The sequence below is a fragment of the Bradyrhizobium sp. USDA 4472 genome (assembly GCF_054058595.1).
In genome coordinates, this window is sequence record NZ_JBSSAM010000001.1 from 2,100,950 (window position 1) to 2,127,019 (window position 26,070).

General features: G+C 64.5%; 27 protein-coding genes and 2 pseudogenes. 16 read left to right on the plus strand and 13 right to left on the minus strand.

From position 1 onward, the window contains the following. The first annotated feature begins 29 nt into the window (after nt 1–29). The 3 genes from ACVWZ4_RS09545 to ACVWZ4_RS09555 all read left to right on the plus strand — a co-directional run bounded on the left by ACVWZ4_RS09545 (nt 30) and on the right by ACVWZ4_RS09555 (nt 1,784). Nucleotides 30–239 carry a hypothetical protein gene (locus ACVWZ4_RS09545; protein ID WP_456700880.1) on the plus strand — a complete coding sequence of 70 codons (210 nt, stop codon included), beginning with the start codon at nt 30–32 and terminating at the stop codon, nt 237–239. 107 nt (nt 240–346) lie between these two features. Further along, nucleotides 347–1,204, plus strand: a complete 858-nt coding sequence (locus tag ACVWZ4_RS09550) for a L,D-transpeptidase (protein WP_456700879.1) — start codon at nt 347–349, stop codon at nt 1,202–1,204. A 190-nt stretch (nt 1,205–1,394) separates the two neighbouring features. After that, a complete protein-coding gene (locus ACVWZ4_RS09555) occupies nt 1,395–1,784 on the plus strand; it encodes a carboxymuconolactone decarboxylase family protein (protein WP_456740171.1) in 390 nt (129 codons plus the stop codon). Between the two features lie 270 nt (nt 1,785–2,054). Here ACVWZ4_RS09555 and ACVWZ4_RS09560 read toward each other — a convergent pair whose 3' ends face one another. Then, entirely contained in the window at nt 2,055–2,471 is a 417-nt protein-coding gene (locus ACVWZ4_RS09560; RefSeq protein ID WP_456740172.1) for an SRPBCC family protein, read from the minus strand. 139 nt (nt 2,472–2,610) lie between these two features. On the opposite strand from ACVWZ4_RS09560, the pseudogene ACVWZ4_RS09565 reads away from it, so the two are divergent. The 7 genes and pseudogenes from ACVWZ4_RS09565 to modC all read left to right on the plus strand — a co-directional run. After that, a pseudogene (locus tag ACVWZ4_RS09565) lies at nt 2,611–2,748 on the plus strand (glycerol-3-phosphate acyltransferase); the annotation flags it as partial. A gap of 112 nt (nt 2,749–2,860) precedes the next feature. Continuing rightward, a complete protein-coding gene (locus tag ACVWZ4_RS09570; protein ID WP_456736555.1) occupies nt 2,861–4,015 on the plus strand; it encodes an acyl-CoA dehydrogenase family protein in 1,155 nt (384 codons plus the stop codon). Between the two features lie 165 nt (nt 4,016–4,180). After that, nucleotides 4,181–5,125 carry a penicillin-insensitive murein endopeptidase gene (mepA, locus tag ACVWZ4_RS09575; RefSeq protein WP_456700875.1) on the plus strand — a complete coding sequence of 315 codons (945 nt, stop codon included), beginning with the start codon at nt 4,181–4,183 and terminating at the stop codon, nt 5,123–5,125. A gap of 166 nt (nt 5,126–5,291) precedes the next feature. Further along, nucleotides 5,292–5,573 (plus strand): annotated as a pseudogene (locus ACVWZ4_RS09580) (hypothetical protein); the annotation flags it as partial. 186 nt (nt 5,574–5,759) lie between these two features. Beyond that, nucleotides 5,760–6,545 (plus strand): molybdate ABC transporter substrate-binding protein, encoded by a 786-nt coding sequence (gene modA, locus ACVWZ4_RS09585; RefSeq protein WP_456740173.1) that lies wholly within the window; start codon nt 5,760–5,762, stop codon nt 6,543–6,545. A 5-nt stretch (nt 6,546–6,550) separates the two neighbouring features. Beyond that, nucleotides 6,551–7,246, plus strand: a complete 696-nt coding sequence (gene modB, locus ACVWZ4_RS09590) for a molybdate ABC transporter permease subunit (protein ID WP_456700872.1) — start codon at nt 6,551–6,553, stop codon at nt 7,244–7,246. A gap of 2 nt (nt 7,247–7,248) precedes the next feature. Continuing rightward, complete coding sequence (gene modC, locus ACVWZ4_RS09595; RefSeq protein ID WP_456736557.1) at nt 7,249–7,911, plus strand: molybdenum ABC transporter ATP-binding protein; 663 nt, start codon at nt 7,249–7,251, stop codon at nt 7,909–7,911. A 110-nt stretch (nt 7,912–8,021) separates the two neighbouring features. Here modC and ACVWZ4_RS09600 read toward each other — a convergent pair whose 3' ends face one another. Then, nucleotides 8,022–8,282 (minus strand): PepSY domain-containing protein, encoded by a 261-nt coding sequence (locus tag ACVWZ4_RS09600; protein WP_456740174.1) that lies wholly within the window; start codon nt 8,280–8,282, stop codon nt 8,022–8,024. 381 nt (nt 8,283–8,663) lie between these two features. Continuing rightward, entirely contained in the window at nt 8,664–10,457 is a 1,794-nt protein-coding gene (locus ACVWZ4_RS09605) for a potassium/proton antiporter (RefSeq protein ID WP_456740175.1), read from the minus strand. A 212-nt stretch (nt 10,458–10,669) separates the two neighbouring features. Here ACVWZ4_RS09605 and ACVWZ4_RS09610 point away from each other — a divergent pair, with 212 nt between their 5' ends. Both ACVWZ4_RS09610 and map read left to right on the plus strand, forming a co-directional pair. Then, nucleotides 10,670–11,986 carry a mechanosensitive ion channel family protein gene (locus ACVWZ4_RS09610; RefSeq protein ID WP_456700869.1) on the plus strand — a complete coding sequence of 439 codons (1,317 nt, stop codon included), beginning with the start codon at nt 10,670–10,672 and terminating at the stop codon, nt 11,984–11,986. Between the two features lie 171 nt (nt 11,987–12,157). After that, nucleotides 12,158–12,976, plus strand: coding sequence for a type I methionyl aminopeptidase (gene map, locus ACVWZ4_RS09615; RefSeq protein WP_456700868.1), 819 nt, complete (start codon nt 12,158–12,160; stop codon nt 12,974–12,976). 18 nt (nt 12,977–12,994) lie between these two features. Here the strand turns inward: map and ACVWZ4_RS09620 are convergent, their stop codons facing one another. Next, nucleotides 12,995–13,912 (minus strand): sigma-70 family RNA polymerase sigma factor, encoded by a 918-nt coding sequence (locus ACVWZ4_RS09620; RefSeq protein ID WP_456740176.1) that lies wholly within the window; start codon nt 13,910–13,912, stop codon nt 12,995–12,997. Between the two features lie 64 nt (nt 13,913–13,976). Next, the gene (locus tag ACVWZ4_RS09625) at nt 13,977–14,417 is read right to left on the minus strand and encodes an antibiotic biosynthesis monooxygenase family protein (RefSeq protein WP_456700866.1); all 441 of its coding nucleotides are present in this window, start codon (nt 14,415–14,417) and stop codon (nt 13,977–13,979) included. Between the two features lie 297 nt (nt 14,418–14,714). On the opposite strand from ACVWZ4_RS09625, the gene radC reads away from it, so the two are divergent. Next, a complete protein-coding gene (radC, locus tag ACVWZ4_RS09630; RefSeq protein WP_456700865.1) occupies nt 14,715–15,428 on the plus strand; it encodes a RadC family protein in 714 nt (237 codons plus the stop codon). 141 nt (nt 15,429–15,569) lie between these two features. On the opposite strand, the gene ACVWZ4_RS09635 is transcribed toward radC, so the two are convergent. From ACVWZ4_RS09635 to ACVWZ4_RS09670, 8 genes are all read right to left on the minus strand, one after another. Next, the gene (locus ACVWZ4_RS09635) at nt 15,570–15,875 is read right to left on the minus strand and encodes a YMGG-like glycine zipper-containing protein (protein ID WP_092233215.1); all 306 of its coding nucleotides are present in this window, start codon (nt 15,873–15,875) and stop codon (nt 15,570–15,572) included. Nucleotides 15,876–16,103: 228 nt separating this feature from the next. Continuing rightward, nucleotides 16,104–17,384 carry an RNA polymerase sigma factor gene (locus ACVWZ4_RS09640; RefSeq protein WP_456740178.1) on the minus strand — a complete coding sequence of 427 codons (1,281 nt, stop codon included), beginning with the start codon at nt 17,382–17,384 and terminating at the stop codon, nt 16,104–16,106. A gap of 31 nt (nt 17,385–17,415) precedes the next feature. Continuing rightward, nucleotides 17,416–17,823 (minus strand): YciI family protein, encoded by a 408-nt coding sequence (locus ACVWZ4_RS09645; protein WP_092233222.1) that lies wholly within the window; start codon nt 17,821–17,823, stop codon nt 17,416–17,418. Nucleotides 17,824–17,982: 159 nt separating this feature from the next. Next, on the minus strand, nt 17,983–18,675 hold the full coding sequence (locus ACVWZ4_RS09650; RefSeq protein ID WP_456700863.1) for an AprI/Inh family metalloprotease inhibitor: 693 nt from the start codon (nt 18,673–18,675) through the stop codon (nt 17,983–17,985). Then, nucleotides 18,675–19,664 (minus strand): 2-hydroxyacid dehydrogenase, encoded by a 990-nt coding sequence (locus ACVWZ4_RS09655; protein WP_456700862.1) that lies wholly within the window; start codon nt 19,662–19,664, stop codon nt 18,675–18,677. Before ACVWZ4_RS09655 ends, ACVWZ4_RS09650 begins: the two co-directional genes overlap by 1 nt. Continuing rightward, a complete protein-coding gene (locus ACVWZ4_RS09660) occupies nt 19,664–20,482 on the minus strand; it encodes an ABC transporter permease (protein ID WP_456700861.1) in 819 nt (272 codons plus the stop codon). The genes ACVWZ4_RS09655 and ACVWZ4_RS09660 overlap by 1 nt, the downstream gene beginning before the upstream one ends. Continuing rightward, on the minus strand, nt 20,479–21,294 hold the full coding sequence (locus tag ACVWZ4_RS09665) for an ABC transporter ATP-binding protein (RefSeq protein WP_456700860.1): 816 nt from the start codon (nt 21,292–21,294) through the stop codon (nt 20,479–20,481). Before ACVWZ4_RS09665 ends, ACVWZ4_RS09660 begins: the two co-directional genes overlap by 4 nt. A gap of 11 nt (nt 21,295–21,305) precedes the next feature. After that, complete coding sequence (locus ACVWZ4_RS09670) at nt 21,306–22,328, minus strand: ABC transporter substrate-binding protein (protein ID WP_456700859.1); 1,023 nt, start codon at nt 22,326–22,328, stop codon at nt 21,306–21,308. Nucleotides 22,329–22,459: 131 nt separating this feature from the next. Between ACVWZ4_RS09670 and ACVWZ4_RS09675 the strand changes: the two genes are divergently transcribed. From ACVWZ4_RS09675 to ACVWZ4_RS09685, 3 genes are all read left to right on the plus strand, one after another. Then, nucleotides 22,460–23,266: a creatininase family protein gene (locus tag ACVWZ4_RS09675; RefSeq protein ID WP_456736563.1), complete on the plus strand. Its 807-nt coding sequence runs from the start codon at nt 22,460–22,462 to the stop codon at nt 23,264–23,266. A 139-nt stretch (nt 23,267–23,405) separates the two neighbouring features. Then, complete coding sequence (locus ACVWZ4_RS09680; RefSeq protein WP_456740180.1) at nt 23,406–23,669, plus strand: hypothetical protein; 264 nt, start codon at nt 23,406–23,408, stop codon at nt 23,667–23,669. A 434-nt stretch (nt 23,670–24,103) separates the two neighbouring features. Beyond that, on the plus strand, nt 24,104–26,059 hold the full coding sequence (locus ACVWZ4_RS09685) for a carbohydrate porin (RefSeq protein ID WP_456740181.1): 1,956 nt from the start codon (nt 24,104–24,106) through the stop codon (nt 26,057–26,059). Nucleotides 26,060–26,070 lie beyond the last annotated feature (11 nt).

Genomic DNA, 26,070 nt, shown 5'->3' on the forward strand with positions numbered 1-26,070 from the left:
CCATGGGCGATTACGGGGGAGCATCTCGCATGCGACGACGAAACTGGCGATTGATTGCGGTGGGCACGGTGATGCTGGTGCTGGCCCTGCTGTTCTTCCTGTCGATGCGTGACATGACGCTGTGGTCCAATGATCCGGTCGCACTGATGCGCACGGTCGGAGAGGTCTCGGGCGCCGTCGGCGGCATCAGTCTCGTCATGATCGTGTTAGGCCTGATCGGTCGCAAGGCATCGGTCTGAGTTCAGCGTTAACGATGTTTAACGGTTCCGGCCTCAACGGAGATCGCTTCGAGGTTTCTTAAAATTTGCTGGCTACCTCTTCCGGTCATCGTGATCCGGAGAAAGATATGGGCAAGCGGGCCAAACGTGGAAAGGCGGAGACACTCGCATTGCCGATGGCCGGGAGAGTTGCGATTGGCGCCGTGGCCGTCGCCGCCTTGGGGTATGGCTTGTGGTCTCGCCCGGCGACCGTTCAGCCGGTCCGGAAGCCGTCCGTGCACGAGGCCCAGGCATCATCATCTCCGGTTTACGTGGCAACTCCGGTTCACGCATCGGCTCCGGCTCCGGCTCCGGTTCAGACCCCGGCACCGCTGGTCGAACCACCCAAAGCCGCTGACGGTCCCGGCGCATTCGTTCGGCAGGTGGTTGACTACGCCAGTCACCAGACGCCGGGCACCGTGATCATCGACACCAAGAACACATTCCTTTATTTCGTTCTGAACGACACCCAAGCGATGCGCTACGGCATCGGCGTCGGCCGCGAAGGCTTCGCATGGTCCGGCGAACAGACGGTGGCCCGTAAAACGGAATGGCCGGACTGGCGGCCGCCTGCAGAGATGCTCGTGCGTCAGCCTTATCTGCCGCGCTTCATGGCAGGCGGTCCCACCAACCCGCTCGGCGCCCGGGCGATGTATCTCGGCGACACCGAATATAGAATTCACGGCACCAACAAGCCCGATACGATCGGGAAGCGGGTTTCGTCGGGCTGCATCCGCCTGACCAACGACGACGTCGCGGATCTCTATGAGCGGGTGAAGGTCGGGGCCAAAGTGATCGTGCTTCCGGCAAATGCGGCCCATCGCCCATCCCAGGGAGCGCCCGACGCCGCCTCCCGATCGCCGGACCCCGCCGCGCCGTCGAGCCGTCCCGCGGCAACCAACGCGCAGATACTGTCATCCGGACCGAGGATCGCCGAGGTCCAGTAGCCCGGTCCTCTGCCCCCGGAAGCCGACCGCCCCTTGGCCCGACCGACGCAGAAGACCCACAGCCGACGTCGACCGCTCCAAAATCCCGCGGTGCAGCGTGAGTTTGGGGCAAATGCTAGTAATAAGGAACTCTCTTGCTCGGGCGGTGTCACGCACTGCCGGGCCCGTGCCACCAAGTGGGAGATCCGTCATGAGAACTCTACTCGCGAGTGCCGGTCTTGCGCTGTTGTTGGCCTTGGCAACGGAGCCAAGCGTCAGCGCGCAGGAGACCCCTGAATGGATGAAACAGACACTTCCTGAGCAGGCACTGAAGCCGCATTGGGACGAACAGCTGGCCGTGATGAATCCCAACGGAGCTTTGGACGGAAAAACGAAGCACCTCATTGGCCTCGCCGTGGCAGCACAGATTCCTTGTGCATATTGCGTTTACGGTCACACCAAATTGGCAAAAGCCGCTGGTGCGACCGATGCTCAGATAAAGGAGGCCATTGCAACCGCCGCGCTCGTCCGTTTCAACAGCACAATGCTGCAGGGCTCGGACGGCGGCCGCGATGCCGACTCGGTCTTCACTGTGAAATGAGTGAGGCCGCCGAGGTGAAGGCGGCCTCCTTGTCACGTTCGTCCAAAAGCGTCCCGTGTCGCATTGAATACAGCCTCTTCGCCGCCGGGATCGGCGTGGCCATGATCGCCGCTGTGAATGGCCTCGGATCGCAAGTTTAGGCGACATTCGGCAGTGTAGACCGCGATGGAGCAAGACGGCCGCTCATTGGCTCGCGACTACGAAAGACCGGGCATGTGCCCGGCCTGTCGTGAGTCCGCCGGCTCTTGCCCCATCCCCTCCCCTGCGCCCTTACGACTTCTTCTGCTTCGCTTCCACGTAGCGCGCAAAACTGTCGAGGATCGCCTGCCAGCCGCCTTGCTGCTGCTCGACCGAGTACGTCTGCTCGCCATCGAACACGACGCGGACCACGACGCCGCTCGCGCCCGGGACGAAGGCGACTTCGGCCTTGCGATCGCCGAAGGCATATTCGATCCGCTTGTGCTCGATGACCTTCGTGTAGGTGCCGGCGAAATCAAAGCCCATGCTGCCGTCCTTGGCCTCCATGCGCGACGAGAAGGCGCCGCCTTCGCGCAGATCGACCGCTGCCTTGGTCGTGTGCCAGTCGTCCGACGCGGCGTTCCACTTCACGATGTCGGCGGGCGTCGTATAGGCTCGCCAGACTTGATCGATGGGAGCGGCGACGCTGGTTTCGACGGTGATCCTCATGGGTATTGCTCCAGTTCGATTTCGACGGATCGAGATGACATCACTTCACCTCTGCGGGGACCATCCACCGCACATCAGAGGAGATGTCCACCCAAGGACGATCGAGACCAGTCCATGCCGACATGAGGACGCGCCGTCAATGTGGATCGCAGGCGCAGCTGGATTGATCATCGCCTATCTGCTCGGCTCGATCCCCACGGGCTATCTCGCAGGCAAACTGCTCGAAGGCATCGACATCCGTGAGCACGGCTCCAGATCCACCGGCGCCACCAATGTGCATGCAGCGGAGCCTGCCTCGTCGCCTCCTGGCCGCGCTTGATCGCTTCCGCGAAATGGCCCACCATCGCCGCGCTTACCGCTCACGGCAGAATGGGCGAGGAAAGGCTGACATGGACGCAACTCCGGGGTTTGGCCTGGTCGAACGTGCGCGGGCGATTGCGCCACTGATTGCCGATGAGGCCGACGAGATCGAGCGGACGCGACGGCTGACGCCCGGTGTCGTGGCCGCGCTGATCGGGAACGGGCTCTATCGCGCGCTGCTGCCGCGGAGCCTGGGCGGATCAGAGGCGCCGCCGGAGATTTTCATGCAGATTCTGGAGGAGATCGCGAAGGCCGATGCGTCCACGGCCTGGTGTCTCGGCCAATGCAGCGTCTGCGCGATGATCGCGGCCGCGCTCGACCACGACACCGCGCGCGAGATCTTCAACACCGCGCCCGGCATCCTCGCCTGGGGCGCGGTGGCGCATGAGGCGCGCGCGGTCGAGGGCGGCTACCGCGTCACCGGGCGATGGGATTTTGCCTCGGGCTCGCGGCAGGCGAGCTGGCTCGGGGCGCATGTCCGCATCGTCAATGCCGACGGCACGGGGCGCAAGGCGGCCGATGGTTCGCCGGAGCTGCGCACCATCCTGTTCCCGCTTGCGCGTGCGGTGCTGCACGACGTTTGGCAGGCGATCGGGCTGGCCGGCACCGGCACCGATTCCTACGAGGTGAAAGACCTCTTCATCCCCGATCGCTTCGCCGTGTTCCGCGACGTGCCGAGCGCCTTGCGCGAGCCGGGCCCGCTCTACCGGCTTCCCACCGGCTCGGCCTTCAGCCTCGGCTTTGCCGCGGTCTCGCTCGGCGTCGCGCGCGCGACGCTGGATGCGGCGATCGCATTGGCGCGCGCCAAGCATCAGTCGCTGGCGACCAGCGCGATGCGCGACAACGGGGCGGTCCAGGGCCTGATCGGCCGCACCGAAGGCGATTTGCGCGCCGCCCGCGCCTATCTCTATGCGACGGCGAACGCGATGTGGAGCGACCTCTCAATAACGGGCACGTTCGGCACCGCCCATCGCAGCGCCATCAGGCTCGCCGCGACCTGGACCATCCAGCGATCGGCTGACGTGGTCGACACCGCCTATCGCATGGCCGGAGCCACCGCCGTCTTCCGCAGCAATCCGTTCGAGCGACGGTTTCGCGACATGCACGCCATCACCCAGCAGATCCAGGCGCGCGACACCCATTTTGAGGATGTCGGGAAGATGATTTTGGCGGAAAGCCGATGATGCCGGAGTTCACGAACGGTCGGGATCGCAACCTGTTCTGGCGACGGATTATGTCGCGACGGTTTCGGGTCGATCAGGTCAGGATCTCCGGTCGGGAACGCGGCCGGGTGAAGCGCCGCATCGTTCAGTGACCCTGAGATGGCATTGGGGTATAATCGCGCTCGCATGAGTCCCCGCCGCATCGCCCCTCTCCTGTTTGTCATGACGCTCCTGACCGCCAGCGGCGCGCTGGCCCAGGACAAGGGCAGCGTGAACCCAAAGCCGTTGCCGCCGCTGGCCAACCCCAATGATCCCAGAATCGGCGCCAAGGAGCTGTTCGCACGAAAACTGCTGCCGTCGAAGGGGCCGGCCCATGTCATCGGCTCCTATGTGAAGGGCTGCATCGGCGGCGCCCAGCAGATGCCGCTCAATGGCGAGAACTGGCAGGTGATGCGGCTGTCGCGCAACCGCAATTGGGGCCACCCTGACATGATCGCGCTGATCAAGCGCCTGGCCGCCAAGGCGCACAAGGACGCGGGTTGGCCGGGCATCCTGGTCGGCGATATCGGCCAGCCGCGCGGCGGCCCTGCGCTGTCAGGCCATGCCAGCCACCAGATCGGGCTGGATGCCGATATCTGGCTGACGCCGATGCCGGACCATCGCCTCTCGCGCGAGGAGCGCGAGGAGATGTCGGCGGTGATGATGGTGCGCGAAGACCGGCTCGACGTCGATCCCCGGGTCTTCACGCCTGCCCACGTGCTGGTGCTGCGCGACGCCGCGCAGGAGCCGGCGGTGCAGCGCATCTTCGTCAATCCCGCGATCAAGAAGGCGCTGTGCCGCGAGGCCAAGGGCGACCGCTCCTGGCTATCGAAGATCCGGCCCTGGTGGGGCCATGACTATCATTTCCACATCCGCATGCGCTGCCCGGCAGGCGCCAGCGATTGCCAGGGCCAGCCGTCGCAATCCGAGGACGAAGGCTGCAAGCCCTCTGATTTCGCCTACTGGTTCAGCGAGGGCGTGCTGCACCCGAAGCCGCCGCCGGAGCCGCCCAAACCGAAGCCGCCGATGACGCTGGCTCAGATGCCGGCGGCCTGCAAAGCCGTGCTGCACGCGCCCGATGCGAAGCCTTGACGCACGTGGATGGGTGGGCTGTCGCCACGCAGCCGTCGTCCCGGACAAGCGTAAGCGCAGATCCGGGATGACGAACTGGAGAGTTGGTCCGTTGCCTCGACTGCGCTAGGATCACCCCGTCGCGTGGCCGTAAGCCCGCCTCATTCCGGGATGCGCATCCCGTTCGCCAACGAAACCTGAGCGGGCGCCGAAGGACGGCACCTTTGCCGGCTTCACCAGCGTCAAGACCGCGAAGCCCGGGCTCTACACGATCAGCCTGTCCTCGGGCGCCTGGGTCGATCTGGTCCAGGACGGACAATTCCTCAAGCCTGTCGCCTTCAGCGGCGCCACCGACTGTGACGGCATCCGCAAGACCATGAAATACCAGCTCTCGGACAAGCCGTTCGTGCTTCAGGTCAGCGGCGCCAAAGACAGTTCGATGTCGATTTCGATCCTGCCCGCGCAATAAATTAGACAAACGGTCGCCTTTGACCCGAGGGCTCAGCCTGCTATCTTCGCAGCTGCGATATCTTCGCCGGCCGTAAGCCGTTGCGGGGAGACCCGGAACGGCGCTTCCGTCATCGCGACCTGAACTCACCCAACGCCAGATTTGCGCGTACATTTGCGCGCGCGGCCCTCGCACGGAGCGCCATCCATGTATCGACTCGCCGGACTGTTCACTGCCTTCGTGATGCTCGCAGGCACGACCCTCTCGCCGGCCGGCGCCGAGGACAGGACCATCACGGTTTTCGCCGCGGCGTCCATGAAGAACGCACTCGACGAGGTCGATGCCGCCTACACCGCCAAAACAGGCGTCAAGATCACGGCGAGCTATGCCGCGAGCTCGGTTCTGGCAAAACAGATCGAGCAGGGCGCACCGGCCGACGTGTTCGTCTCCGCCGACACCGACTGGATGGACTACGCGGTTTCCAGGAAGACCATCGACGCACCTTCCAGAGTCAACCTGCTCGGCAACAGCATCGTGCTGATCGCGCCGAAGGATTGCGGGATCGACAACGTCACGATCGCGCAAGGCTTCGACCTCGCCAAGCTTGCCGGCGACGGCAAGATCGCCACCGGCGACGTGAAGTCGGTCCCGGTTGGGAAATATGCCAAGGCGGCACTCGACAAGCTCGGCGCCTGGCAGGCCGCCGAGCCGAAATTCGCCATGGCCGAGAGCGTGCGTGCCGCTCTGACCCTGGTCGCGCGCGGCGAAGCCAATCTCGGCATCGTCTATTCCACCGATGCCAAGGTCGAGCCCGGCGTGAAGATCGTCGGCACCTTCCCGGCGGATTCGCATCCCGCGATCATCTATCCCGTCGCGGCGACCACGACGGCGAAGCGCGAGACCAGCGATTATCTCGCCTTCCTGCGCACCTCGACAGCGAAGGCCATTCTGGAAAAGTACGGCTTCAAATTTTTGATCAGCCCGACCACCTGATTTTCGTGCTCGACATCTCTCCCGCCGAATGGACGGCGATCCTGCTCTCGCTCAGGGTCGCAATCATCGCGACGCTGGTGGCAACGCCGTTCGGCATTGCGCTGGCGTGGCTGCTTGCCCGAAGGGATTTTTGGGGCAAGTCGGTGTTGGATGCGGTCGTGCATCTGCCTCTGGTGCTGCCGCCCGTCGTCACGGGCTATCTGCTGCTTCTCACCTTCGGCCGCCGCGGTCTCGTCGGTGGCTTTCTCGCCGATCATCTCGGCATCGTCTTCGCCTTCCGCTGGACCGGCGCGGCGCTCGCCTGCGGCGTGATGTCGTTTCCGCTGCTGGTGCGGCCGATGCGGCTGTCGATCGAGGCGATCGACCGCAGGCTGGAGCAGGCCGCCGAGACGCTTGGCGCCGCGCCTTCCAAGGTGTTCTTCACGGTGACGTTGCCGCTGGCACTGCCGGGCGTGCTCGCCGGCATGGTGCTGGGCTTTGCCAAGGCGATCGGCGAGTTCGGCGCCACCATCACCTTCGTCTCCAACATCCCCGGCGAGACCCAGACGATCTCGTCCGCGATCTATTCGTTGATCCAGACACCTGATGGCGACGCCGCCGCGGGGCGGCTCGTGATCGTCTCCGTTGTGCTCGCACTCGGTGCGCTCATCGCCGCCGAATGGTTCGCTCGCCGCGCCACGGCGCGCCTGCACGGAAATTGACCATGCTGCGCGTCGATGTCGAAAAACAGCTTGGCGAGTTTTCGCTCTCGGCGTCTTTCTCGAGCGAAGGCCGCGTCACCGGCCTGTTCGGTGCCTCCGGCGCCGGCAAGAGCTCGCTGATCAACATGATCGCAGGGCTGCTGCGGCCCGACCGCGGCACCATCGTCATCGACGGCGAGACGCTCGACGACTCCATGTCGGGCATTCATGTGCCGACCTGGCGCCGCCGCATCGGTTACGTGTTCCAGGATGCGCGGCTGTTTCCGCATCTCAACGTCGCGCAGAATCTCGATTACGGCCGGCGGATGAACCGGCTCGCGCCCGATCGGGCGCAGCACGCGCGCGTGATCGAGCTGCTCGATATCGGCACGCTGCTCGACCGTCGCCCCGGAAAGCTGTCGGGGGGCGAACGCCAGCGCGTCGCGCTCGGCCGCGCGCTGTTGTCGAAGCCGCGCTTGCTGCTGCTCGACGAGCCGCTCGGCGCGCTCGATGAAGCCCGCAAGCTCGAGATATTGCCATACCTGGTGCGCTTGCGCGACGAGGCCAATGTCCCCATGGTCTATGTCAGCCACGATGTCGCCGAACTGCGCCAGCTCGCGACGCAGATCGTGATGCTGAGGCAGGGACGCGTGACATCGTTCGGCGGGGTGAAGGTGCTGACGTGAGGCCTTTCCCGTCATTGCGAGGGGTCCGGCGCAAAGATTCCGGATTTCTTGCATCGGCGCAAAATTGCTACGCAATTTTGTGCGAGCATCCTCGCAATGACGAGCTATGGCTACCAGCCGCGATCGACGTTGCGCACGTCGCCGGTTCGAGCATCGACATCGACCTCCATCCAGCGGCCGGTGCGGTCGCGGCCCTCGATCTGCCATTCATCGCCCGCGAACTCGGTGTGCGAAATGGTCATCACGCCGATATCGGTTGCGACATCGAGCGCGGCCTGCATCGAGATCTGATCGCCCGTGTCATAGGCCATCGCCGGTGCGGCCGCTCCCAAGCCGATTGCCACGATGGCGGGCAAGATGAATTTACGCATGGGTTGCTCCTGTAGATGCGTTGACCGTTACGCGGCTAAGAACTGACAACGCCGCGGAGCGTTCCGGAACCGGGATCACGAAGCCGCGCAAATCTTCGGCTGATGCGGCGATTTGGTGGCGGTTGTCTGGCGGGCGACATACCGTTCCCGCGAGTCACGACGACGTTGTTGGGACATGGCGCGTCAGCAAACAGCGTCATTGCGAGCGCGGCGGAGCAATCCAGAGTCCCTTCCCGGAAACATTCTGGATTGCTTCGTCGCATCCGCGCAAAATTGCTACGCAATTTTGTCGCTGGGCTCCCCGCAATGACCAGTTCTGGGCTAGCTACGCCTGCCAAACTGCGGACGGTGGTCCTGGATTTGGTCAGGACAACGGCACCGTCAGACCCCCGCCACCGAGGTCCACAGCTCCGCGAGCTTGCGTCGCAGCGCCTGGCTGCGGGTCAGCGGCGCGGGCGTTTCGTCCTCTTCCGGCAGACGCAGGCCGACGACGTTGACGCGGCCGCCGGAGATGCTGCGCGCGACCAGCACGATCTCATCCAGCGCAAGCTCGGCGCCTTCCTTCGGCGCGCGGTCGAGATGGACGTCGAAATAATCGGCCAGCGTGAGCGTGCCTTCATCGTCGCTGACCTTCACGCCGTAGATCCCGGCGAGCTCGGCGAGCGTGTGCTCGCCCGATACCATGAAGTCGCCGAGCAGGTGCGGATCGGGCGCGGTGCTCGGCTGCATGTCGACGAAGAAACGATCGAGCGCCTCGGCCTTTTCCGGCGGCGCCAGCAAATAGATGTAGTCGCCGGGCGCGATCGGCTCGGCTTCGACAGGCGTCAAGATGCTTTCCTTGCGGATCACCAGCGTCGGCTTGGACCAGGACGGGATCAGCCCGCGGCGGAAATAGAGGCTCTTCGGCCGCACCGGATAGCCGACCAGCTGCTGCTCGAGCTGCCCGGGCAGATCCAGTTCGACGCGACGCGGCCCACGCTCGGCGCGCGGCAGCGCCACGTGCAGTTTTCGCGCGGCCGGTGCCAAGGTCCAGCCTTGCAGCAGCAGCGAGATGATCACGACGACGAAGGCGACGTCGAAATAGAGATAGGCTTTCGACAGGCCGACCAGCATCGGGATCGACGCCAGGAAGATCGCGACCGCGCCGCGCAGGCCGGTCCAGGCGATGAAGATCTTTTCGCGCCAGTTGAAGCGGAACGGCGCCAGACAGACGAACACCGCGATCGGCCGCGCCACCAGCATCAGCACCAGCGAGACGGCAACCGCCGGCAGCACGCTGGAGCCGAGCCGGCTCGGTGACACCAGCAGGCCCAGCAGCACGAACATCACGATCTGCGCAAGCCAGGTCGCGGCGTCGAGAAACGCCACCACCGAATTATGCGCGCGCGTCGGCCGGTTGCCGATGATGATGCCGGCGAGATACACCGCAAGAAATCCGGAGGCATGCATGATCTGCGAGCCGCCGAAGATCACGAGCGCAGCCGTGGTGACGAAAGGCGCGTGCAGGCCCTGTGGCAGCGCGACCTTGTTGAGGCCGATGACGACGAGACGTCCACCGATCACGCCGACGACGGCGCCGAGCACCGCTTCCTGGAGGAACTCCATCACCACATGGCCTGGTGTGCTCGAGCCCAGCGAGATGTACTCGACCAGCATGAGCGTGAGGAAGATCGCGAACGGATCGTTGGTGCCGGATTCCGCTTCCAGGGTCGCGCCGACGCGCGGGCGCAGGCGCAGGCCCTGGGTGTGCACCAGCAGGAACACCGCGGCCGCGTCGGTCGAGGCGACGACAGCGCCGACCAGCAGCGACTCCGCCCAGTTGAGATCGAGCGCGAATTTCGCGAACGGTGCCGTGATCAACGCGGTCAGCAACACGCCGACGGTCGCGAGCACCATCGAAGGCGCGAGTACGGTGCGAATGCTGGCAAAGCGCGTCTTCAGCCCGCCGTCGAACAGGATCAGGGCCAGCGCCACCGAGCCGACCAGATAGGTGGTGCCGACATCGTTGAACTGGAGCCGGCCGGGGCCGGCATCGCCGGCGAGCATGCCGATGGCAAGGAAGACGAGCAGCAACGGCGCACCGAAGCGCAGCGCGAGCAGGCTCGACAGGATACCGGCCATGACGAGGACGGCGCCGAGCAAAATGGCGATGCTGAAGGAGTCGAGGGAGGCCATCCACCTTCCGGGTACAAATCGCTGGACTTGCATCCTTATCGTCGCCACACGGGCGCGCCAACCCATTTTCTCCGGCGCGCGGCAATCTGCCCGTATTTTACGGCCTTAACGCGCTTCACTTCACGGTGTATCGGTGGCCCGGTCGCGGCCTTTGTGGGATTCTGCGGCGCTTCCGAATCAAACCCGCCCGACCGCTTCCCAGAGACCATCAGATGGACATGGACCTCAAAGACCTCATGGAGTTCGTGCAGACGACTGCGCGCAGCGTCGGGGCGGAAATCTCCTCGCCCTGGTTCTACCTGCAGTTCGGGCTCATTCTGGCGGCGGCGGGGATCGCCTATGCGGCGGAAGCCACGGCGCACAGCCGCGTCGACCTGACCTCGCTCGCCATGCGCTGGCCGCTGCCGCTTCGCCGCTTCGTCCACGTGATGGCCGCCAGTGCCTCGACAGCCGTGTTCACCCTGCTCGTGATCGTCTCCCGCATCGTGATGTATCACGCGACCTGGCCGAGCCGTAGCTATCTCCTGATGGTCGCCGCCAAGCTGGGGCTGGCATGGCTCGCGATCCGGCTCGTGACCTCGGTGCTGCGCAATGCCTTCATCGTCAAGCTGGTGTCGGTTGCCGCTTGGTTCTTCGCCGCGCTGTCCATCCTCGGCCAGCTCGACGCCACGGTCGAGCTGCTCGACTCCTATGCCATCGTGCTCGGCGGTCTGCGGCTGACGCCGCTGCTGGTGATCAAGGCCGGCGCGCTGCTGATCATCGCGCTCTGGCTCACCAACATCGCCAGCAATTTCGCCGAGAGCAAGATCAACTCGGCGGCCGATCTGACGCCGTCGGTGCAGGTGCTGCTGATCAAGATCATCCGCATCGGGCTTCTTGCCGTCGCGATCGTGATCGCGCTCGGCGCGGTCGGAATCGACCTCTCGGCGCTTGCGGTATTCTCCGGTGCAGTCGGCGTCGGTATCGGTATCGGCCTGCAGAAGATCGTCGCCAACTTCATCTCCGGCATCATCCTGCTCGCCGACAAATCGGTGAAGCCGGGCGATCTCGTCACCATCGGCGACAACACCGGCCGCATCAGCGCGATGAAGACGCGCTACATTTCCGTCGCCGCCGGCGACGGCCGCGAATTCCTGATCCCGAACGAGGACCTCGTGACGCAGAAGGTCGTCAACTGGACCTATACCGACAAGAACACGCTGGTGAAGATCACCTTCGGCACCAACTATGACGCCGATCCCCGGCTGGTCTGCAGGCTAGCCATCGATACTGCGGCGGCCCATCCACGCGCGCAGAAGGCCAAGCCGCCGAACTGCATCCTGACCGAGTTCGCCGAAGCCGGCATGAAGTTCTCGCTGACGCTCTGGCTCGCAGACCCCGACGGCATGGACAACGTCAAGAGCGACGTGATGCTGGCGCTGTGGGACGCCTTCAAGCGTGAGGGCATCCGGGTTCCCTATCCTGTCCGCGAAATCCGGGTCCGCGGCGGCGCGCTGCCGGTCGAAACCACCGTAGAAGTCCCGAATTGAGACCGCTTTCGGACGCATGACGGGCAGGATTCTTGTTTTGACGCGTTTTCTTCACGCGAACCGGCAGCCACTTCGCTCGAAAACGCCATGGCTGCTTGCACGAGAGCCCGCAATCATTAAATTGGGGCCTGAATTCAAGCCCTTCCGCCGCCCCCAGAAGACAAGACACGCATGAGCTACGTCGAAGCCACCGATACCTCCCTGCGCAAGACCGGACAGATCAAGCTGCATGGGCCGAACGCCTTTGCCGGCATGCGCAAGGCGGGTGCTTTGGTGGCAAAGTGTCTCGACGAGCTCACTGACATCGTCGGCCCGGGCGTGCCGACCGATCGCATCGACCAGTTCGTCCGCGAGTTCGCCTTCAGCCATGGCGCCTATCCGGCGACGCTGATGTATCGCGGCTACCGCTACTCGACCTGCACGTCGCTCAATCACGTGGTCTGCCACGGCATGCCCGGCGACCGTCCGTTGAAGGAGGGCGATATCGTCAACATCGACGTCACCTTCATCGTCGATGGCTGGTACGGCGATTCCAGCCGGATGTATGCGGTCGGCCCGATCGCGCGCAAGGCCGAGCGGCTGATCGAGGTGACCTATGAGGCGATGATGCGCGGCATCGCCGCGGTGAAGCCCGGCGCCACCACCGGCGACATCGGCCACGCCATCCAGAGCTTCGTCGAGCCGCAGGGCATGAGCGTGGTGCGCGATTTCTGCGGCCATGGCCTGGGGCGCATGTTCCACGACGAGCCCAACATCATCCATATCGGCCGGCCCGGCGAAGGCGTGCAGCTCAAGCCCGGCATGTTCTTCACCATCGAGCCGATGATCAACCTCGGCAAGCCGCATGTGAAGATCCTGTCCGACGGCTGGACCGCGGTGACCCGCGACCGCTCCCTGTCGGCGCAGTTCGAGCACTCCGTCGGCGTGACCTCGACGGGCGTCGAGATCTTCACGCTGTCGGAGCGGCACGGCGAGAGGCAGATCGGGTGATGGCCCGCCGCCCCGGCGTCATTCCAGCGTGAACAGCTCCGCGCCTTCGATCGCGTAATGCGCGAACAGAAAATCCCTGATGTTGACGATGCTGCCGTTGTCCCAGTCGAGCAGGACGAAGTAGCGCGGCGGACCTGACGGATCCTGCGGGTCGAACGCGATGATGGCGGGGCGGCGATCGACAAAGCCGGGCACGAAGCGCCAGGGGCTGGTCTGCTCATAGCGATGGAAATATTCGCTGACGTCGCGGCGGCCGGTTCGACGGGTCCGGTTGACCATCTCCAGGCATACGTCGTCGGCCAGCATGTCGCGCAAGGCATCGAAATCGCGCGCGTTGAAGCGCTCGACATAATGCATCAGGCGGACGCGTTCAGCGGCTTCCAGCTCGGGAGGCCTCATGTCGTCGGTTTCAGCCGCGAGTTCGCGAAGCCGGGTACGGCCGCGTTGCAGCGCGCCCTTGGTGGCCGGGACGCTGCTGCCCATGATTGCGCAGACCTCGTCGACGGAATATCCCAGCACGTCGCGCAGGATCACGGCGCCCCGCTGCGCCACGGGCAGGCGCATGAACGTCCCGAGGCTTGCGGCCACGATCTCACGTTCGGTCACGACGCTGGTCGGAGCGGGGATCATGTCCAGATCTTCATCGGTGTGGACCGCGTTGTAGCGGGCGCGCCGGCGCAGGAAATCCAGCGCCGCGTTGTGGGCGATGCGAAAAAGCCAGCCTTCCGGATTATCGAGCGTTCCGATTCGCGGCGCCGCCTCGAAGGCTTTGAGCAGCGCCTCCTGGAGCACATCCTCGCCGTCGATGACCGAGCCCGTCATGCGCGCGCAATAGCGATGCAGTTGCGGCCGCATCTCCACCGCAAGACGCTCGAGAGCCTGCTGGGCGGTCTGGCGGACCGCCCCCGTTCCATTGCTCGTCGCATCGTCTGCCAAGCAAATCCCCCGTCATCTGTCAGCGTGATACGTCAATCCGGATCGGGGTGCCACACGCCGAAGGTCAGGCATGATTGACCTCGACGACCTCGCACAGGATCGTCTCGGCTTTGGCGATCGCGGCAAGACGTTGGACGTAGGGCGCGAATTTCGGATCCTTGCGGAAATTCTCGATATCCGCAGCGCTGCGCCATTGCGAGTAGTTGATGGCGCGGCCACCCTCCTTGCCGGCGTGGACGCTGGACGAGATGAAGCCGGGCTGCCTGCTGAAGAAGGCCTCGGTGCCCTCCTTCAGGAGCAGGACCAGCTTCTGCTGGTTATCGGGCTCGACCGTGAAGACGTTGACGAGGGTCGTGACGTCGCTTCCGGTGCGAATGGTGGCTTCCATGTTCGAACTCCTGTTGTGGCCAAAGGACGGGTCGATTTGAGCGGCGAACAGTGCGCCGGCACCGAGCCCGGTGGCAACGACCGCACGACGCGATGGCGTGGCTTTGATCTCTGACATCAATATTCTCCTTTGCGAAAACCCTGCCGGCCGCTCGTCGAGGCCCACAGCGCAGAGACGAACGAGGCGGTGAAAAGGAAACGGTCGGCGCGGATTTTTTTCGTTCGGCCGCTTTGCCCATGGACGCACCGCGAATTTCGTTCGGGATGGTGTCGAAACCGCCCTCCAGCCCGGTATGGGTGAAGGCGACGACGGTGAGCTTCGCTGGCCTCGCCGGTTCCGGGGTAAAACGGGGTTGCCGGCCCCGTCGCAATTGGCGGTTGCAAAAGCCGGAATCCACAGCGATGCTGGCGGACGATGCCTGCCAAGCCCGACGCCGACGACAGCACGCCCGAAAATACGCCGCATTATCTCGGCCATCGCGAACGGCTGCGCGAGCGCTTCTACAGCGCGGGCGCGGATGCGCTCAGCGACTACGAGCTGCTGGAGATGGCACTGTTTCCGGCGCTGCCGCGGCGCGACACCAAGCCGTTGGCGAAGCTGCTGATCAAGGTGTTCGGCTCGTTCGCCGAGGTCGTGCATGCGCCGGTGGCTCGCTTGCGCGAGGTCGATGGCGTCGGCGAAGCCGCGATCAACCAGCTCAAGCTGATCGCTGCCGCCGCGCACCGCGTCGCCAAGGGCGAGGTCAACGGCCGCAACGCGCTGTCGTCCTGGAACGAGGTGATCGCCTATTGCCGCAGCAGCATGGCCTTCGCCGACAAGGAGCAGTTTCGCCTGCTCTTCCTCGACAAGCGCAACCAGCTGATCGCCGATGAGGTGCAGCAGACCGGCACCGTCGACCACACCCCGGTCTATCCGCGCGAGGTGATCAAGCGCGCGCTGGAGCTCTCGGCGACCGCACTGATCCTGGTGCACAACCATCCCAGCGGCGATCCCTCGCCCTCGCAAGCCGACATCCAGATGACCAAGGCGATCATCGACATCGCCAGGCCGCTGGGGATTGCCGTGCACGACCACATCATCGTGGGCAGGAGCGGGCATGCGAGTTTGAAGGGGATGCGGCTGATCTGAAACCTCAAATCAGATGGCGCGACCCAGATGGCGCGTCATGGTCGCTTCATCGACCTCGCCGGAGCCGCTGCGCCAGATCATGCCGGAGGTCCCGGCTGGACGAAGCTGACTGCGCGGGCCGTGCCCGCGCCGGTTGGCTGCTCAGTAGCAGTATCGCGGATCGACCGGCACGTAACGGCCGTCCCGGCGCTGCATGTAGCAGCCGCGCTGATAGGCATAATAGCCGGAGCGGCGCCGCTCGCCTTCGGAGGCGATCGCAGCCCCGGTGCCGGCGCCGACGACCGCACCAATGGCCGCGCCACGGCCACCGCCAAGCGCGCCACCCAAAATCGCTCCGCCCACGCCGCCGATGATGGCGCCGCCGACGGCGTCCTGCGCCACGGCATCATGGACCGGGACGGCCATCGCGACCGCGAAACACGCTGCAATTCCAAGGCGTCGAAGCATTCCGAATCCTCCCGACCGATGGCGCAGTCATAGCGTTTCGAGCGCCCCCGGGCCAGAACAATCGTCTTGGCCCGGCGCGCCCCAAGGCGGGCCTGTCGCGACAAGCATCCGATGATTGCGTCTCAAACCGACGGCACTCGGCTGCACTCCGGGAATGATCGCAATCGGGGCTCTTTACTTGAGCGTGACCTTTTCGGAAAACCGCTTCCCACTTTTCCGGATCATGCTCTAGATATTCTGGGCGTCGAGCGCCGCGGCACGGCGCTGCATCAGCGCGCGTTCGCGCCCATTGGTCGCCAGATGCGCGGCGGCTTCGAAGGCCTGCCGCGCCTCTGCGATGCGTCCGAGCTTCTGCAGAAGGTCGCCGCGAACCGCCGGCAGATGGTGATAGGCCGCCAGCGCCGGCGCACCGGCGACCGCGTCCAGCACGTCGAGTCCGGCCTGCGGCCCCTCGGCCATGCCGACCGCCACCGCCCGATTGAGCTCGATGACCGGTGAGCGCAGCAATTTCGCCAATTCGTCGTAAAGCTGCGCGATGCGCTGCCAGTTGGTCGCTGCAGCGGTCTCCGCCCTGGCGTGACATGCCGCGATTGCGGCCTGGAGCGCGTAGAATCCCCTGGAGCCGCCGAGCTCGCCGGCACGTTCGAGTGAACGCAGGCCGCGGCGGATCTGCAACCAGTCCCAGAGCGTGCGATCCTGGTCCATCAGCAGAATGGGATCACCATTCGCATCGGTGCGCGCGCGGGCCCGCGCCGCATTCAGATCCATCAATGCGAGGAGGCCGTGAACCTCGGGCTCATCAGGCGCCAGGCCCGCGAGCACACGGCCCATGCGCAACGCCTCCTCGCAAAGCCGCGGCCGCAGCCATTCCTCGCCGCGCGCCGCGAGATAGCCCTCGTTGAAAATCAGATAGACGACCTCCAGCACCGAGGCGAGACGCCCTGACAGAGCCTCGCCGCCCGGCGTCTCATAGGCGAGGCCGGAATTCGACAGCGTGCGCTTGGCGCGGACGATGCGCTGGGAGATGGTGGCCTCAGGCACGAGATAGGCGCGCGCGATCTCGGACGTGGTCAAGCCGCAGATCATGCGCAGCGCCAGCGCCGAACGCGCCTCTCGCGACAGGATCGGATGACATGCGGTGAAGACCAGCCGCAGCAATTCATCGCCGATGTCGTCGTCGAGCGCGGCATCGAAATCCGGCACCGTCTCCTGCTCCTGCAACATGTCCCGCGCCAGCATGTCGTGCTTCTCGCCGAGCATCCTGCCGCGGCGCAAATGATCCAGCGCACGGCGCCTCGCGGTCGTCATCAGCCATGCCCCGGGATTGTCGGGCACGCCGCTGCCGGGCCACGCTTCCAGCGCCGCCACCAGCGCATCCTGGGTCAGCTCTTCCGCCAGCGGCACGTCGCGCAGCATCCGCGACAGCGTCGCGATCAGCCGCGGCTGCACGACGCGCCAGGTTGCGTGAATCGTGTCACGGACGGTTTGATCGATGTCGGCGGCCGTCATCGCCGCCGACCGTGACGCGCGTTGCTGGGCATCAGGCGTGCGCGGCTACCCCTGCGCGCGAATCGACCTCGCAGGCGCCATCGACGCCCGGCGTGGCGAAGGCCCGTAGCTCGCAGGTACCGTCCCAGCCCGGCATGTGATCGAGGTGCAACTGCATGAATTCCTTGGCCATGGCGAGCGCCTCCGCCTTGTCGCGCAGCTCGAAAATGGCATAGCCGCCGACGACTTCCTTGGCCTCGATGAAGGGACCATCGATGACGCTGAGCTCGCCGTCGACGATCCGCACGCGGGCACCGGTCGCCAGCGGCATCAATCCGCCATTGTCGATCATCCGGCCGGCCTTGATTTCCCGCTCGGATATTTTCTGCATGGCCTCCATCAGCGCCGGAGACGGGCCTTTCATGGGCTGGCTGGAGGTGACGATGTACATGAAGCGCATGCAAAACTCCTGGATCAGGCGAGACGCGGCCGGTTCGGCCGCGATCAGCTCGCTACAAGAGATGACGATCCGGCAGGGACCGGATCGACATGGCGGCGAAGAAAAATTGGCGGCAAGAAAAATCGGGCAGCAAGACAAATTGCAGGAACGGAGAGGTGCCTATTGGCGCAGCATGATCAGGGGATCGGCGGTATCGGGAACCCGGCGCCATTGCGCATTGTCGTCAGCCTCGAACTGCCAGACCTCGCCTGATTTCGACATCAGGATGATCTGGCCGCGCTCGAGACGCCATTGCGTCGGGTTGAACTGGGCGATCGCCGCATCGCATTTCGGCTTGAGGAAGACCTGGAAATTGTCCTGATCGGCTTCCGTGTTGGTCAGGGTCAGCCCGCAGATCGGCTGGCCGTTGCCGCGCACCATCGCCCAGTCGCCGATCATCTGGTCCATCGACTTGGCCATCGAGCGCGCGGCAGCGAGGTCCTGCAGGATGTAGACGCCCTCGCCCTGCCGCAGGCCCTCGAAAATGCCCGCCTCGACCTCGGTGAAGTCGATCACGGATTCGCCCGATGCATCCTGCAAGCGGACGATGTCGAGGCCCTTGATGCTCCAGGCGACGATGTCCTTGGTGAAGGGCAGCGCGGTCTTGCAGGCCGGCTCCAGCTCCAACTTGAAGCCCTGCGCCACGGGATCGCCCTTGATCGTGACGACACAGGTCTTGCTGCGCTCCGTGGTCGAAAGCTCCCACTGCCCGATCATTTCCTTCTTCAGGGCCTTGGCATCCTGCGCATGTGCGATGCAGAGCGAGGCCAAAGGGGCCACGACGGCGAATGCAATGACCCGAAGAACCGACATCAGCGCCCCTTGAACGGCGTTTCGACGACCGGCGTCAACGGCGCCTTGCCGGAGAACCACGACTTGAGGTTGTCGATCACGAGCTGGTCCATCGCATTGCGCGTCACCACAGAGGCCGAGCCGATATGCGGCAGCAGCACGACGTTCTGCATGGTCTTGAGCTCATCAGGCACGTTGGGCTCGGCCGCGAACACGTCGAGGCCGGCGGCGAGGATGGCACCCGATTTCAGCGCCTGGACCAGCGCCTGTTCGTCCACCACCGAGCCGCGCGCGACGTTGACCAGCACGCCGCGCGGGCCGAGCGCCTTCAGCACTTCCGCATTGATCATCTTTTCCGTAGCAGCGCCGCCAGGCACGATCACCATCAACGTGTCGACCGCCTTCGCCATCTCGATCAGATCAGGATAATGCTCGTAGGAGACCTCCTTGGACGGATTGCGGGAATGATAGACCACCGGCACCAGCGAGGCATCGAGCCGGCGCGCGATGGCCTGGCCGATCCGCCCCATGCCGACGATGCCGACCTTGCGGTCGCGCAACGAGCCGACGCTGAGCGGATAGTTCTGGCTCTGCCAGAGGCCCGAGCGCACGTAGCGGTCGGCCTTGATGAATTCGCGCACGGTGGCGATCAGCAGGCCCATCGCGACGTCGGCGACCTCCTCGGTCAGCACGTCAGGCGTGTTGGTGACGATGATGTTGTGCTCGGCAGCGTATTTGGCGTCGATATGGTCGTAGCCGACGCCGAAGCTTGCCACCATCTCGATCTTGGGCAGCTGCGACAGCGAATCCTTGTCGGCGCGGACGGTGTGATAGGTCACCGCGACACCGCGGATCCTGTCGCGGATCGCCGGCGTCAGCCGCTCCAGGTCGCCGCGTGTCTCGGCCTTGTGAACGACGAACTGATCGGAAAACCCGTTCTCGAGGATCGGCCGCACCGGCCCATAGATCAGAAGGTCGATCTTGTCGGACGAAATCGAACCGGTAGACATCAGGCTTCCTTTCCAAGCGCGCTCTCGTGCCAGCGCCGTAAAACGAGGTGGGAAACTAGCGCCAGCACCCCATAGATGACAATCCCGGCCAACGACAACAAAAGCAGCGCTGCGAACATGCGGGGTATGTTCAATCGATAGCCCGACTCGGCGATCCTGTAGGCAAGGCCGGAGCCCGCACCTGCAGTTCCCGCGGCGATCTCGGCCACCACCGCGCCGATCAGCGAGAGCCCGCCGGCAATGCGCAGCCCGCCCAGGATATAGGGCAGCGCCGCCGGCAATTTCAGAAAGCGCAGCGTTTGCGGCGGCGAGGCGCCGTAAAGCCGGAACAGGCCGGCGAGATTGCGGTCGACCGAATTCAACCCGAGCGTGGTGTTCGACAGCACCGGGAAGAAGGCGACGATGAAGGCGCAAACGACAACCGCCGTCTGCTGCTCCAGATAAATCAGGAGTAACGGCGCGATCGCGATGACGGGTGTCACCTGGAGCACGACGGCATAGGGGAACAACGAATATTCGACCCATTTCGACTGGTTGAACAGCAACGCCAGCGCAACGCCGCCGATGCCCGCAGCGATGAAGCCTTCGAGCGTCGTCAACAGCGTGACGGCGAGCGATTGCGACAGCACCGCCCAGTCCTTGATCAAGGTCAGGAAAACGAGCGAGGGCGCCGGCAGGACGTAAGGCGGGATATCCCTGATGCGAACCACGAGCTCCCAGGCCGCGACGCCGGCGGCGAATACGGCGATCGGAAGTACGAAGCGCATCGCGGCTTGCCCGCCTGATGGCTTTGCGGGAATGGCGGCTTGCGCGTTCATAGCATCGACTGTCCCTGATACGACGGCGCCAGCGCGGCCGAGACTTTCCGGCAATAATCGGAATAGGCCGCCGAGGTGCGAAACTCCTCGCTGCGCGGTTCGACGGTCTCGATGCGGATGTCCGCCTGGATGCGGCCCGGCCGCGCCGTCATGACCACGACGCGCTGCGAGAGATAGACGGATTCGAACACCGAATGGGTGACGAAGATGATGGTCTTGCCAAGGCTGCGCCACAACGCGAGCAGATCATTGTTGAGGCGGAAGCGCGTGATCTCGTCGAGCGCCGCGAACGGCTCATCCATGAGAAGAATGTCTGGATCGGTGACGAGCGCGCGCGCGAGCGACACCCGCATCTTCATGCCGCCGGACAATTCGCGCGGGACGGCGTCGGCGAAATCGGCAAGCCCGACGCTCGCCAGCGCAGCGTCGGCCCGCGCCCGCCCCTCGGGATTCGAGACGCCGCCAAGCCTAAGCGGCAGCCGGACGTTCTCGCGCACGCTGGTCCAGGGCATCAGGGTCGGCTCCTGAAACACGAAGCCGATGCCATGGCCGGGCTGCGGCGGGCCTTCATGGCGCGACATTCGTACCGTGCCCGATGACTGCGCAGTGAGACCCGCAATCAGCCTCAACACCGTCGACTTGCCGCAGCCGGAGGGTCCGAGCAGCGAGATGAACTCGCCCTTGCGCACGGCGAGATCGAGCGGACCGAGCGCCATGACGCCGTTGTCATAGACCTTCGTCACGCCGCGCAGGCTGACGGCGAGCGCCGTCAGGCTCGCCTCGACGCCTGACGAAGGTTTGGGTGACGACATCAACGCTCGCGTTACGGCTTGGCGGGGCGCAGCTCGACCCCGACGCCCTTGTTGACGAAACGCAGGGTGTAGGACTTGCGGAAGTCGAGATCGCCTTTGACGACGCCCGCCTTCACCATCTTGTTGAAGAAGGAGGTGTAGCGGTCGTCGCTCATCGCGCCGATGCCGGCGTTCAGGCTGTCGCCGGAATCGACGATGCCGTATTCCTTCATCTTGGCGACGGAATAAGCGAGCAGATCGTCGGTCATCTCCGGGTTGAGCTTCTTGATCATGGCGTTGCCGGCGGAATTATCGCCGTAGATGTAATTGTACCAGCCGACGATCGAGGCATCGACGAAGCGCTGCACCATATCAGGCTTCTTCTCGACCACGTCGCGGCGGGTCTCGATCAAGGTCGAATAGGTGTTGAAGCCGGCATCGGCGAGCAGGATCACGTTCGGTTTGAAGCCGGCGGCCTTCTCGACCGCAAACGGCTCTGACGTCACATAGCCCTGCATCGCGCTCCTGGGATTGGCGATGAAGGGCTGCGGGTTGAAATTGTAGGGACGGACGTTCTTCTCGCTGAAGCCGTATTCGGACTTCAGCCATTGGAAGTAGCTGCTCATGCCCTCCTTGGAGACGAACAGCGTCAGCGGCTTGAGGTCCTGGATCCTGGTGACCTTCGCGTCCGGCTGCGACAGCAGCACTTGCGGATCCTTCTGGAACATCGCAGCGATCGTCACCACGGGGACGTTGTTGGCGACCGCGTCGAACGACATCAGCGTGTTCGCGGCCATGAAGAAATCGATCTTCCCGGCGATCAGCAGCATCCGGTTGTTCTCGTTCGGTCCGCCCGGAACGATGGAGACGTCGAGCCCGTACTTCTTGTAGGTGCCATCGGCGACCGCCTGGAAGAAACCACCATGCTCGGCCTCGGCGACCCAATTGGTGCCGAAGCTGACCTTGTCCAGGGTCTCGCTGCGCGCCGGCAGGACCGATACGACAGTGGCCAGCAAGCCCGCCGTTAACGCTCGCCGCAGGTGGGAGGGGCTCATGAATGCACTCCGTCGATCGTGTCTGGCCGATGTGAAAGCAACGCGATAGAACCGCAAGGGGACGCTGGCCGGCCGGGCCCGCGTCCCCTGATACCCCAAACTACGTGACAAATTCGGGCAAAGAAACCTCGATGACGCCTTCCCGCGACTGGACGGAGATCCGCTGGGCCGATGCCAGCCGCACGGATATTTCGCGTTGGATCGCGGTGCTGCCGCTGGCGGCAACCGAGCAGCATGGCCCGCATCTGCCTGTTGAGACCGACGTGCTGATTGCCGAGGCCTATCTTGCGCGCGTGCGGGAGGTGCTGCCTGCGACCGCCCCCGTGACATTCCTGCCCGTTGAACCCGTCGGCATCTCCACCGAGCATATCGATTATCCGGGCACGCAAACGCTGCCGACAGAGGTGGCACTGAAGCGATGGACAGGGATCGGGGAGGAGGTTGCTCGACGCGGCGTGAAAAAGCTCGTCATCATCACCAGCCATGGCGGCAACAGCGCGGCGATGATGCTGGTGGCGCAGGATCTTCGCGCGCATCGAAAACTATTCGTGGTGACGACGTCGTGGTCGCGGCTGTCGGGTGCGGACAAACTGTTCCCGGCAGATGAAGTGCGCCACGGCATTCACGGCGGCGCGGTCGAGACCTCGATCATGCTGTCGCGCTATCCAGACCAGGTGCGCGCCCATGCGATCGCGGATTTTCCCGCGAGCAGCATCGCGATGGAAAAACAATATCGCTGGCTGTCGACGCAGCGGCCTGCGCCGTTTGCCTGGCAGGCGCAGGATCTCAACGCCAGCGGCGCCGTCGGCAATGCGACTCTGGCCGTGGCCGAGAAAGGCGAACAGCTCCTCGACCAGGGCGCGCGCGCGTTTTGCGAGCTGCTTGACGAGGTCGATAACTTCGACGTGACCAGGCTCGCCAAGGGTCCTCTCGGCTAACTCATATCCATCTGTAATCATTCGACAAATGGCAAAGTCCGGAACCGCCTGAGGCGGCTTCGAACCTGATACGGCAAGGCTCCGTCCAACTGGGCACGCGGACCACAACGGACCGCCTTCAACCCGGATGGAGTTTCAGATGTCGATCAAGACCAGAATTGCCGCACTCGCGCTCGCTGCCCTCGCCGTGACCGGCAGCATCGCCGCCACCACGTCGCAGGCCGAAGCCAAGCCGCTCGGCTGGGGCTGGGGTGTCGGCGCCGGCATCGCCACCGCCGCCATTGTCGGCACCGCGATCGCCGCCAGCAACGTACCCTATTACTACGGCTATCACCGCTGCGGCTGGGTCGCCCAGTACAACGCCTTCGGCCAGTACGTCGGCCGCGTTCGTACTTGCTACTGACTCTGAGTATTTGAGGCCGATCTGACGTGGATCCTGCGTCCGACACGGGCGCCTCATCCACCCCGTGTCGCGCCCCGACCCCGCCCGGCTGTCCCCCCGGGCGGGGTCATCCTTTTTCGATGTCCGGGAATTTGTTGCAGTCCCGTCACACAATGATGCGAACCATCCTTCGCGACATCGCGCATTAGTTGCTATTGCGAATTATTAGCAATAAGGTTCGCAACAAGCGCAGGGACTTGGCACGATCCTGGGGTGAAATCGCACCGGTGCGAGCTCATCTCGTCAGGTCGCGTAAACGGCCAAGACCCTGATGACAGCATCGCCGCGAATTGGCAGGGATGTCGGGCGGGGCGGTTGGGGCACGGTCGCGACTGGGGGCGCAGGTTTTGACGTTGAGAGGTCACCGTTACAGGTCTTTGCGGACGGCGGCGGCGATGGCTTCGGGCGTGCTGGCTTTGCCGACTGCCAGCCACGCCGCCGACCTGCCGCTGAAGGCGCGCGCCGCGAAAACCGTCTACGACTGGACCGGCTTCTATGTCGGCGGTCATGTCGCCTACGGCGACGCGAGCTTCGGGCCCGGCTCCAATCCCCTGCCCGAGCAGGGTGCGCTGCTGCCTCATAGCGCGACCGGATTCAGCGGCGGCTACCAGCTGGGCTACAACCGGCAACTTTCCAATCGCGTGGTGCTCGGCATCGAGGCGGATGCGACGTTCACAAGCCCGACGGATGGTCCGGCACTGGCGCGTTCACCGGTGCCGTTCAACACCACGCTGGACTATGTCGGCACCGTGCGTGGCCGCGTCGGCTATGCCTTCGACCGCTTCATGCCCTACGTCACCGGCGGCGTTGCCTGGGGCCACACGCACATCAACGTCAACGACACCAACGGTGTCACGCCGCTCTTCCCGGTCGGTCACTACCAGGCCGGATGGACTGCGGGCCTCGGTCTCGAATACGCCGTCAGCGGCAACTGGACCGCCAAGGCGGAATACGAATATGTGGACCTCTCGCGCAAAACTTACGACCTCAGCGGCTTCGGTCTCGGCACCGTCAACGTCGATCCGCGCATTCACCTGTTCAAGCTCGGCCTGAACTATCAGTTCGGCGATACGCCGTGGATGCCGGCGGCCGGCAAGCCCAAGCTTCCGGAATCCGACGACTGGAACGTCCACGCGCAGACGACCGTGCTGCCGCAAGGCTATGGGCCGATTCATTCGCCCTATGCGAGCCCGCAGAGCCTGCCGGGCGGGGGCCAATTCCAGGAGACCTGGACGACCACGGCCTTCCTTGGCGCGCGGCTCTGGGACGGCGGCGAATTCTATTTCAACCCCGAGCTCGCGCAGGGCTTTGGTCTCAACGGCACGCTCGGCCTCGCCGGCTTCTCCAATGGCGAAGCGCAGAAGGCCGGCGCGGCATTCCCCAAGATCCGCGCGCAGCGCTACTACCTCAAGCAGACCTTCGGGCTCGGCGGCGAGCAGGAAACGGTCGAGGACGGGCCGAACCAGCTTGCCGGCAAGCACGATGTCGACCGCGTCACCTTGATCGTCGGCCGCTTCGCCGTCGGCGATTTCTTCGACGGCAATTCTTATGCGAAAGACCCGCGCGCCGACTTCATGAACTGGGCGATGTGGTCGTCAGGAGCCTACGACTTCCCGGCCGACCTGCCCGGCTATACCCGCGGCGCGGTGGTCGAGCTCAACCGCAAGGATTGGGCCATCCGCGCCGGCCTGTTCCAGGTGCCGTCCGCGCCCAACAGCGACGTGCTGACGTTCAAGACCGGCGGCTCGGTCGTCGAGTTCGAGGAGCGTCATACGATGCTCGAGCAGCCCGGCAAATTGCGCGTCGGCGTCTTCGCCAACAGCGGCAATACCGCCAACTACCGCGAGGTCCTCGATCTGGCGGCAGCGAACCCGGGACTCGATATCAACGCGATTGCCAACGCAGATCAGCGCGACCGGCTCAAATACGGATTCTACGTCAATCTCGAGCAGCAGATCGTCAAGGACGTCGGACTGTTCGCGCGGGCGAGCTGGAACGACGGACAGAACAAGATCCTGTCCTTCACCGACATCGACCGCAGCCTGTCGGGCGGTTTGTCGATCAAGGGCAGAAGCTGGGGACGTCCCGACGACACGATCGGCATCGGCGGTGCCATCAACGGCCTGTCATCCGCACATCGCGACTACCTCGCGGCGGGCGGCACCGGTCTGTTGATCGGCGATGGCCGGCTCAACTACAGCCCCGAACGCATCCTCGAGGCCTACTACAATTATCAGGTGATCAAGGGCGTGACGATGACCGCCGACTATCAATTGATCACAAACCCGGCCTATAACGCCGATCGCGGGCCGGTCTCGATCTTCTCGGGCCGGCTCCACGCCGAGTTTTAGCCCCAGGATTG

Coding starts and splice junctions, on each gene's coding strand:
- ACVWZ4_RS09545 (WP_456700880.1), top strand. CDS start 30: ATGCGACGACGAAACTGGCGATTGATTGCGGTGGGCACGGTGATGCTG.
- ACVWZ4_RS09550 (WP_456700879.1), top strand. CDS start 347: ATGGGCAAGCGGGCCAAACGTGGAAAGGCGGAGACACTCGCATTGCCG.
- ACVWZ4_RS09555 (WP_456740171.1), top strand. CDS start 1,395: ATGAGAACTCTACTCGCGAGTGCCGGTCTTGCGCTGTTGTTGGCCTTG.
- ACVWZ4_RS09560 (WP_456740172.1), bottom strand. CDS start 2,471: ATGAGGATCACCGTCGAAACCAGCGTCGCCGCTCCCATCGATCAAGTC.
- ACVWZ4_RS09570 (WP_456736555.1), top strand. CDS start 2,861: ATGGACGCAACTCCGGGGTTTGGCCTGGTCGAACGTGCGCGGGCGATT.
- mepA (WP_456700875.1), top strand. CDS start 4,181: ATGAGTCCCCGCCGCATCGCCCCTCTCCTGTTTGTCATGACGCTCCTG.
- modA (WP_456740173.1), top strand. CDS start 5,760: ATGTATCGACTCGCCGGACTGTTCACTGCCTTCGTGATGCTCGCAGGC.
- modC (WP_456736557.1), top strand. CDS start 7,249: ATGCTGCGCGTCGATGTCGAAAAACAGCTTGGCGAGTTTTCGCTCTCG.
- ACVWZ4_RS09600 (WP_456740174.1), bottom strand. CDS start 8,282: ATGCGTAAATTCATCTTGCCCGCCATCGTGGCAATCGGCTTGGGAGCG.
- ACVWZ4_RS09605 (WP_456740175.1), bottom strand. CDS start 10,457: ATGGCCTCCCTCGACTCCTTCAGCATCGCCATTTTGCTCGGCGCCGTC.
- ACVWZ4_RS09610 (WP_456700869.1), top strand. CDS start 10,670: ATGGACATGGACCTCAAAGACCTCATGGAGTTCGTGCAGACGACTGCG.
- map (WP_456700868.1), top strand. CDS start 12,158: ATGAGCTACGTCGAAGCCACCGATACCTCCCTGCGCAAGACCGGACAG.
- ACVWZ4_RS09625 (WP_456700866.1), bottom strand. CDS start 14,417: ATGTCAGAGATCAAAGCCACGCCATCGCGTCGTGCGGTCGTTGCCACC.
- radC (WP_456700865.1), top strand. CDS start 14,715: ATGCCTGCCAAGCCCGACGCCGACGACAGCACGCCCGAAAATACGCCG.
- ACVWZ4_RS09635 (WP_092233215.1), bottom strand. CDS start 15,875: ATGCTTCGACGCCTTGGAATTGCAGCGTGTTTCGCGGTCGCGATGGCC.
- ACVWZ4_RS09640 (WP_456740178.1), bottom strand. CDS start 17,384: ATGACGGCCGCCGACATCGATCAAACCGTCCGTGACACGATTCACGCA.
- ACVWZ4_RS09645 (WP_092233222.1), bottom strand. CDS start 17,823: ATGCGCTTCATGTACATCGTCACCTCCAGCCAGCCCATGAAAGGCCCG.
- ACVWZ4_RS09650 (WP_456700863.1), bottom strand. CDS start 18,675: ATGTCGGTTCTTCGGGTCATTGCATTCGCCGTCGTGGCCCCTTTGGCC.
- ACVWZ4_RS09655 (WP_456700862.1), bottom strand. CDS start 19,664: ATGTCTACCGGTTCGATTTCGTCCGACAAGATCGACCTTCTGATCTAT.
- ACVWZ4_RS09660 (WP_456700861.1), bottom strand. CDS start 20,482: ATGAACGCGCAAGCCGCCATTCCCGCAAAGCCATCAGGCGGGCAAGCC.
- ACVWZ4_RS09665 (WP_456700860.1), bottom strand. CDS start 21,294: ATGTCGTCACCCAAACCTTCGTCAGGCGTCGAGGCGAGCCTGACGGCG.
- ACVWZ4_RS09670 (WP_456700859.1), bottom strand. CDS start 22,328: ATGAGCCCCTCCCACCTGCGGCGAGCGTTAACGGCGGGCTTGCTGGCC.
- ACVWZ4_RS09675 (WP_456736563.1), top strand. CDS start 22,460: ATGACGCCTTCCCGCGACTGGACGGAGATCCGCTGGGCCGATGCCAGC.
- ACVWZ4_RS09680 (WP_456740180.1), top strand. CDS start 23,406: ATGTCGATCAAGACCAGAATTGCCGCACTCGCGCTCGCTGCCCTCGCC.
- ACVWZ4_RS09685 (WP_456740181.1), top strand. CDS start 24,104: ATGGCTTCGGGCGTGCTGGCTTTGCCGACTGCCAGCCACGCCGCCGAC.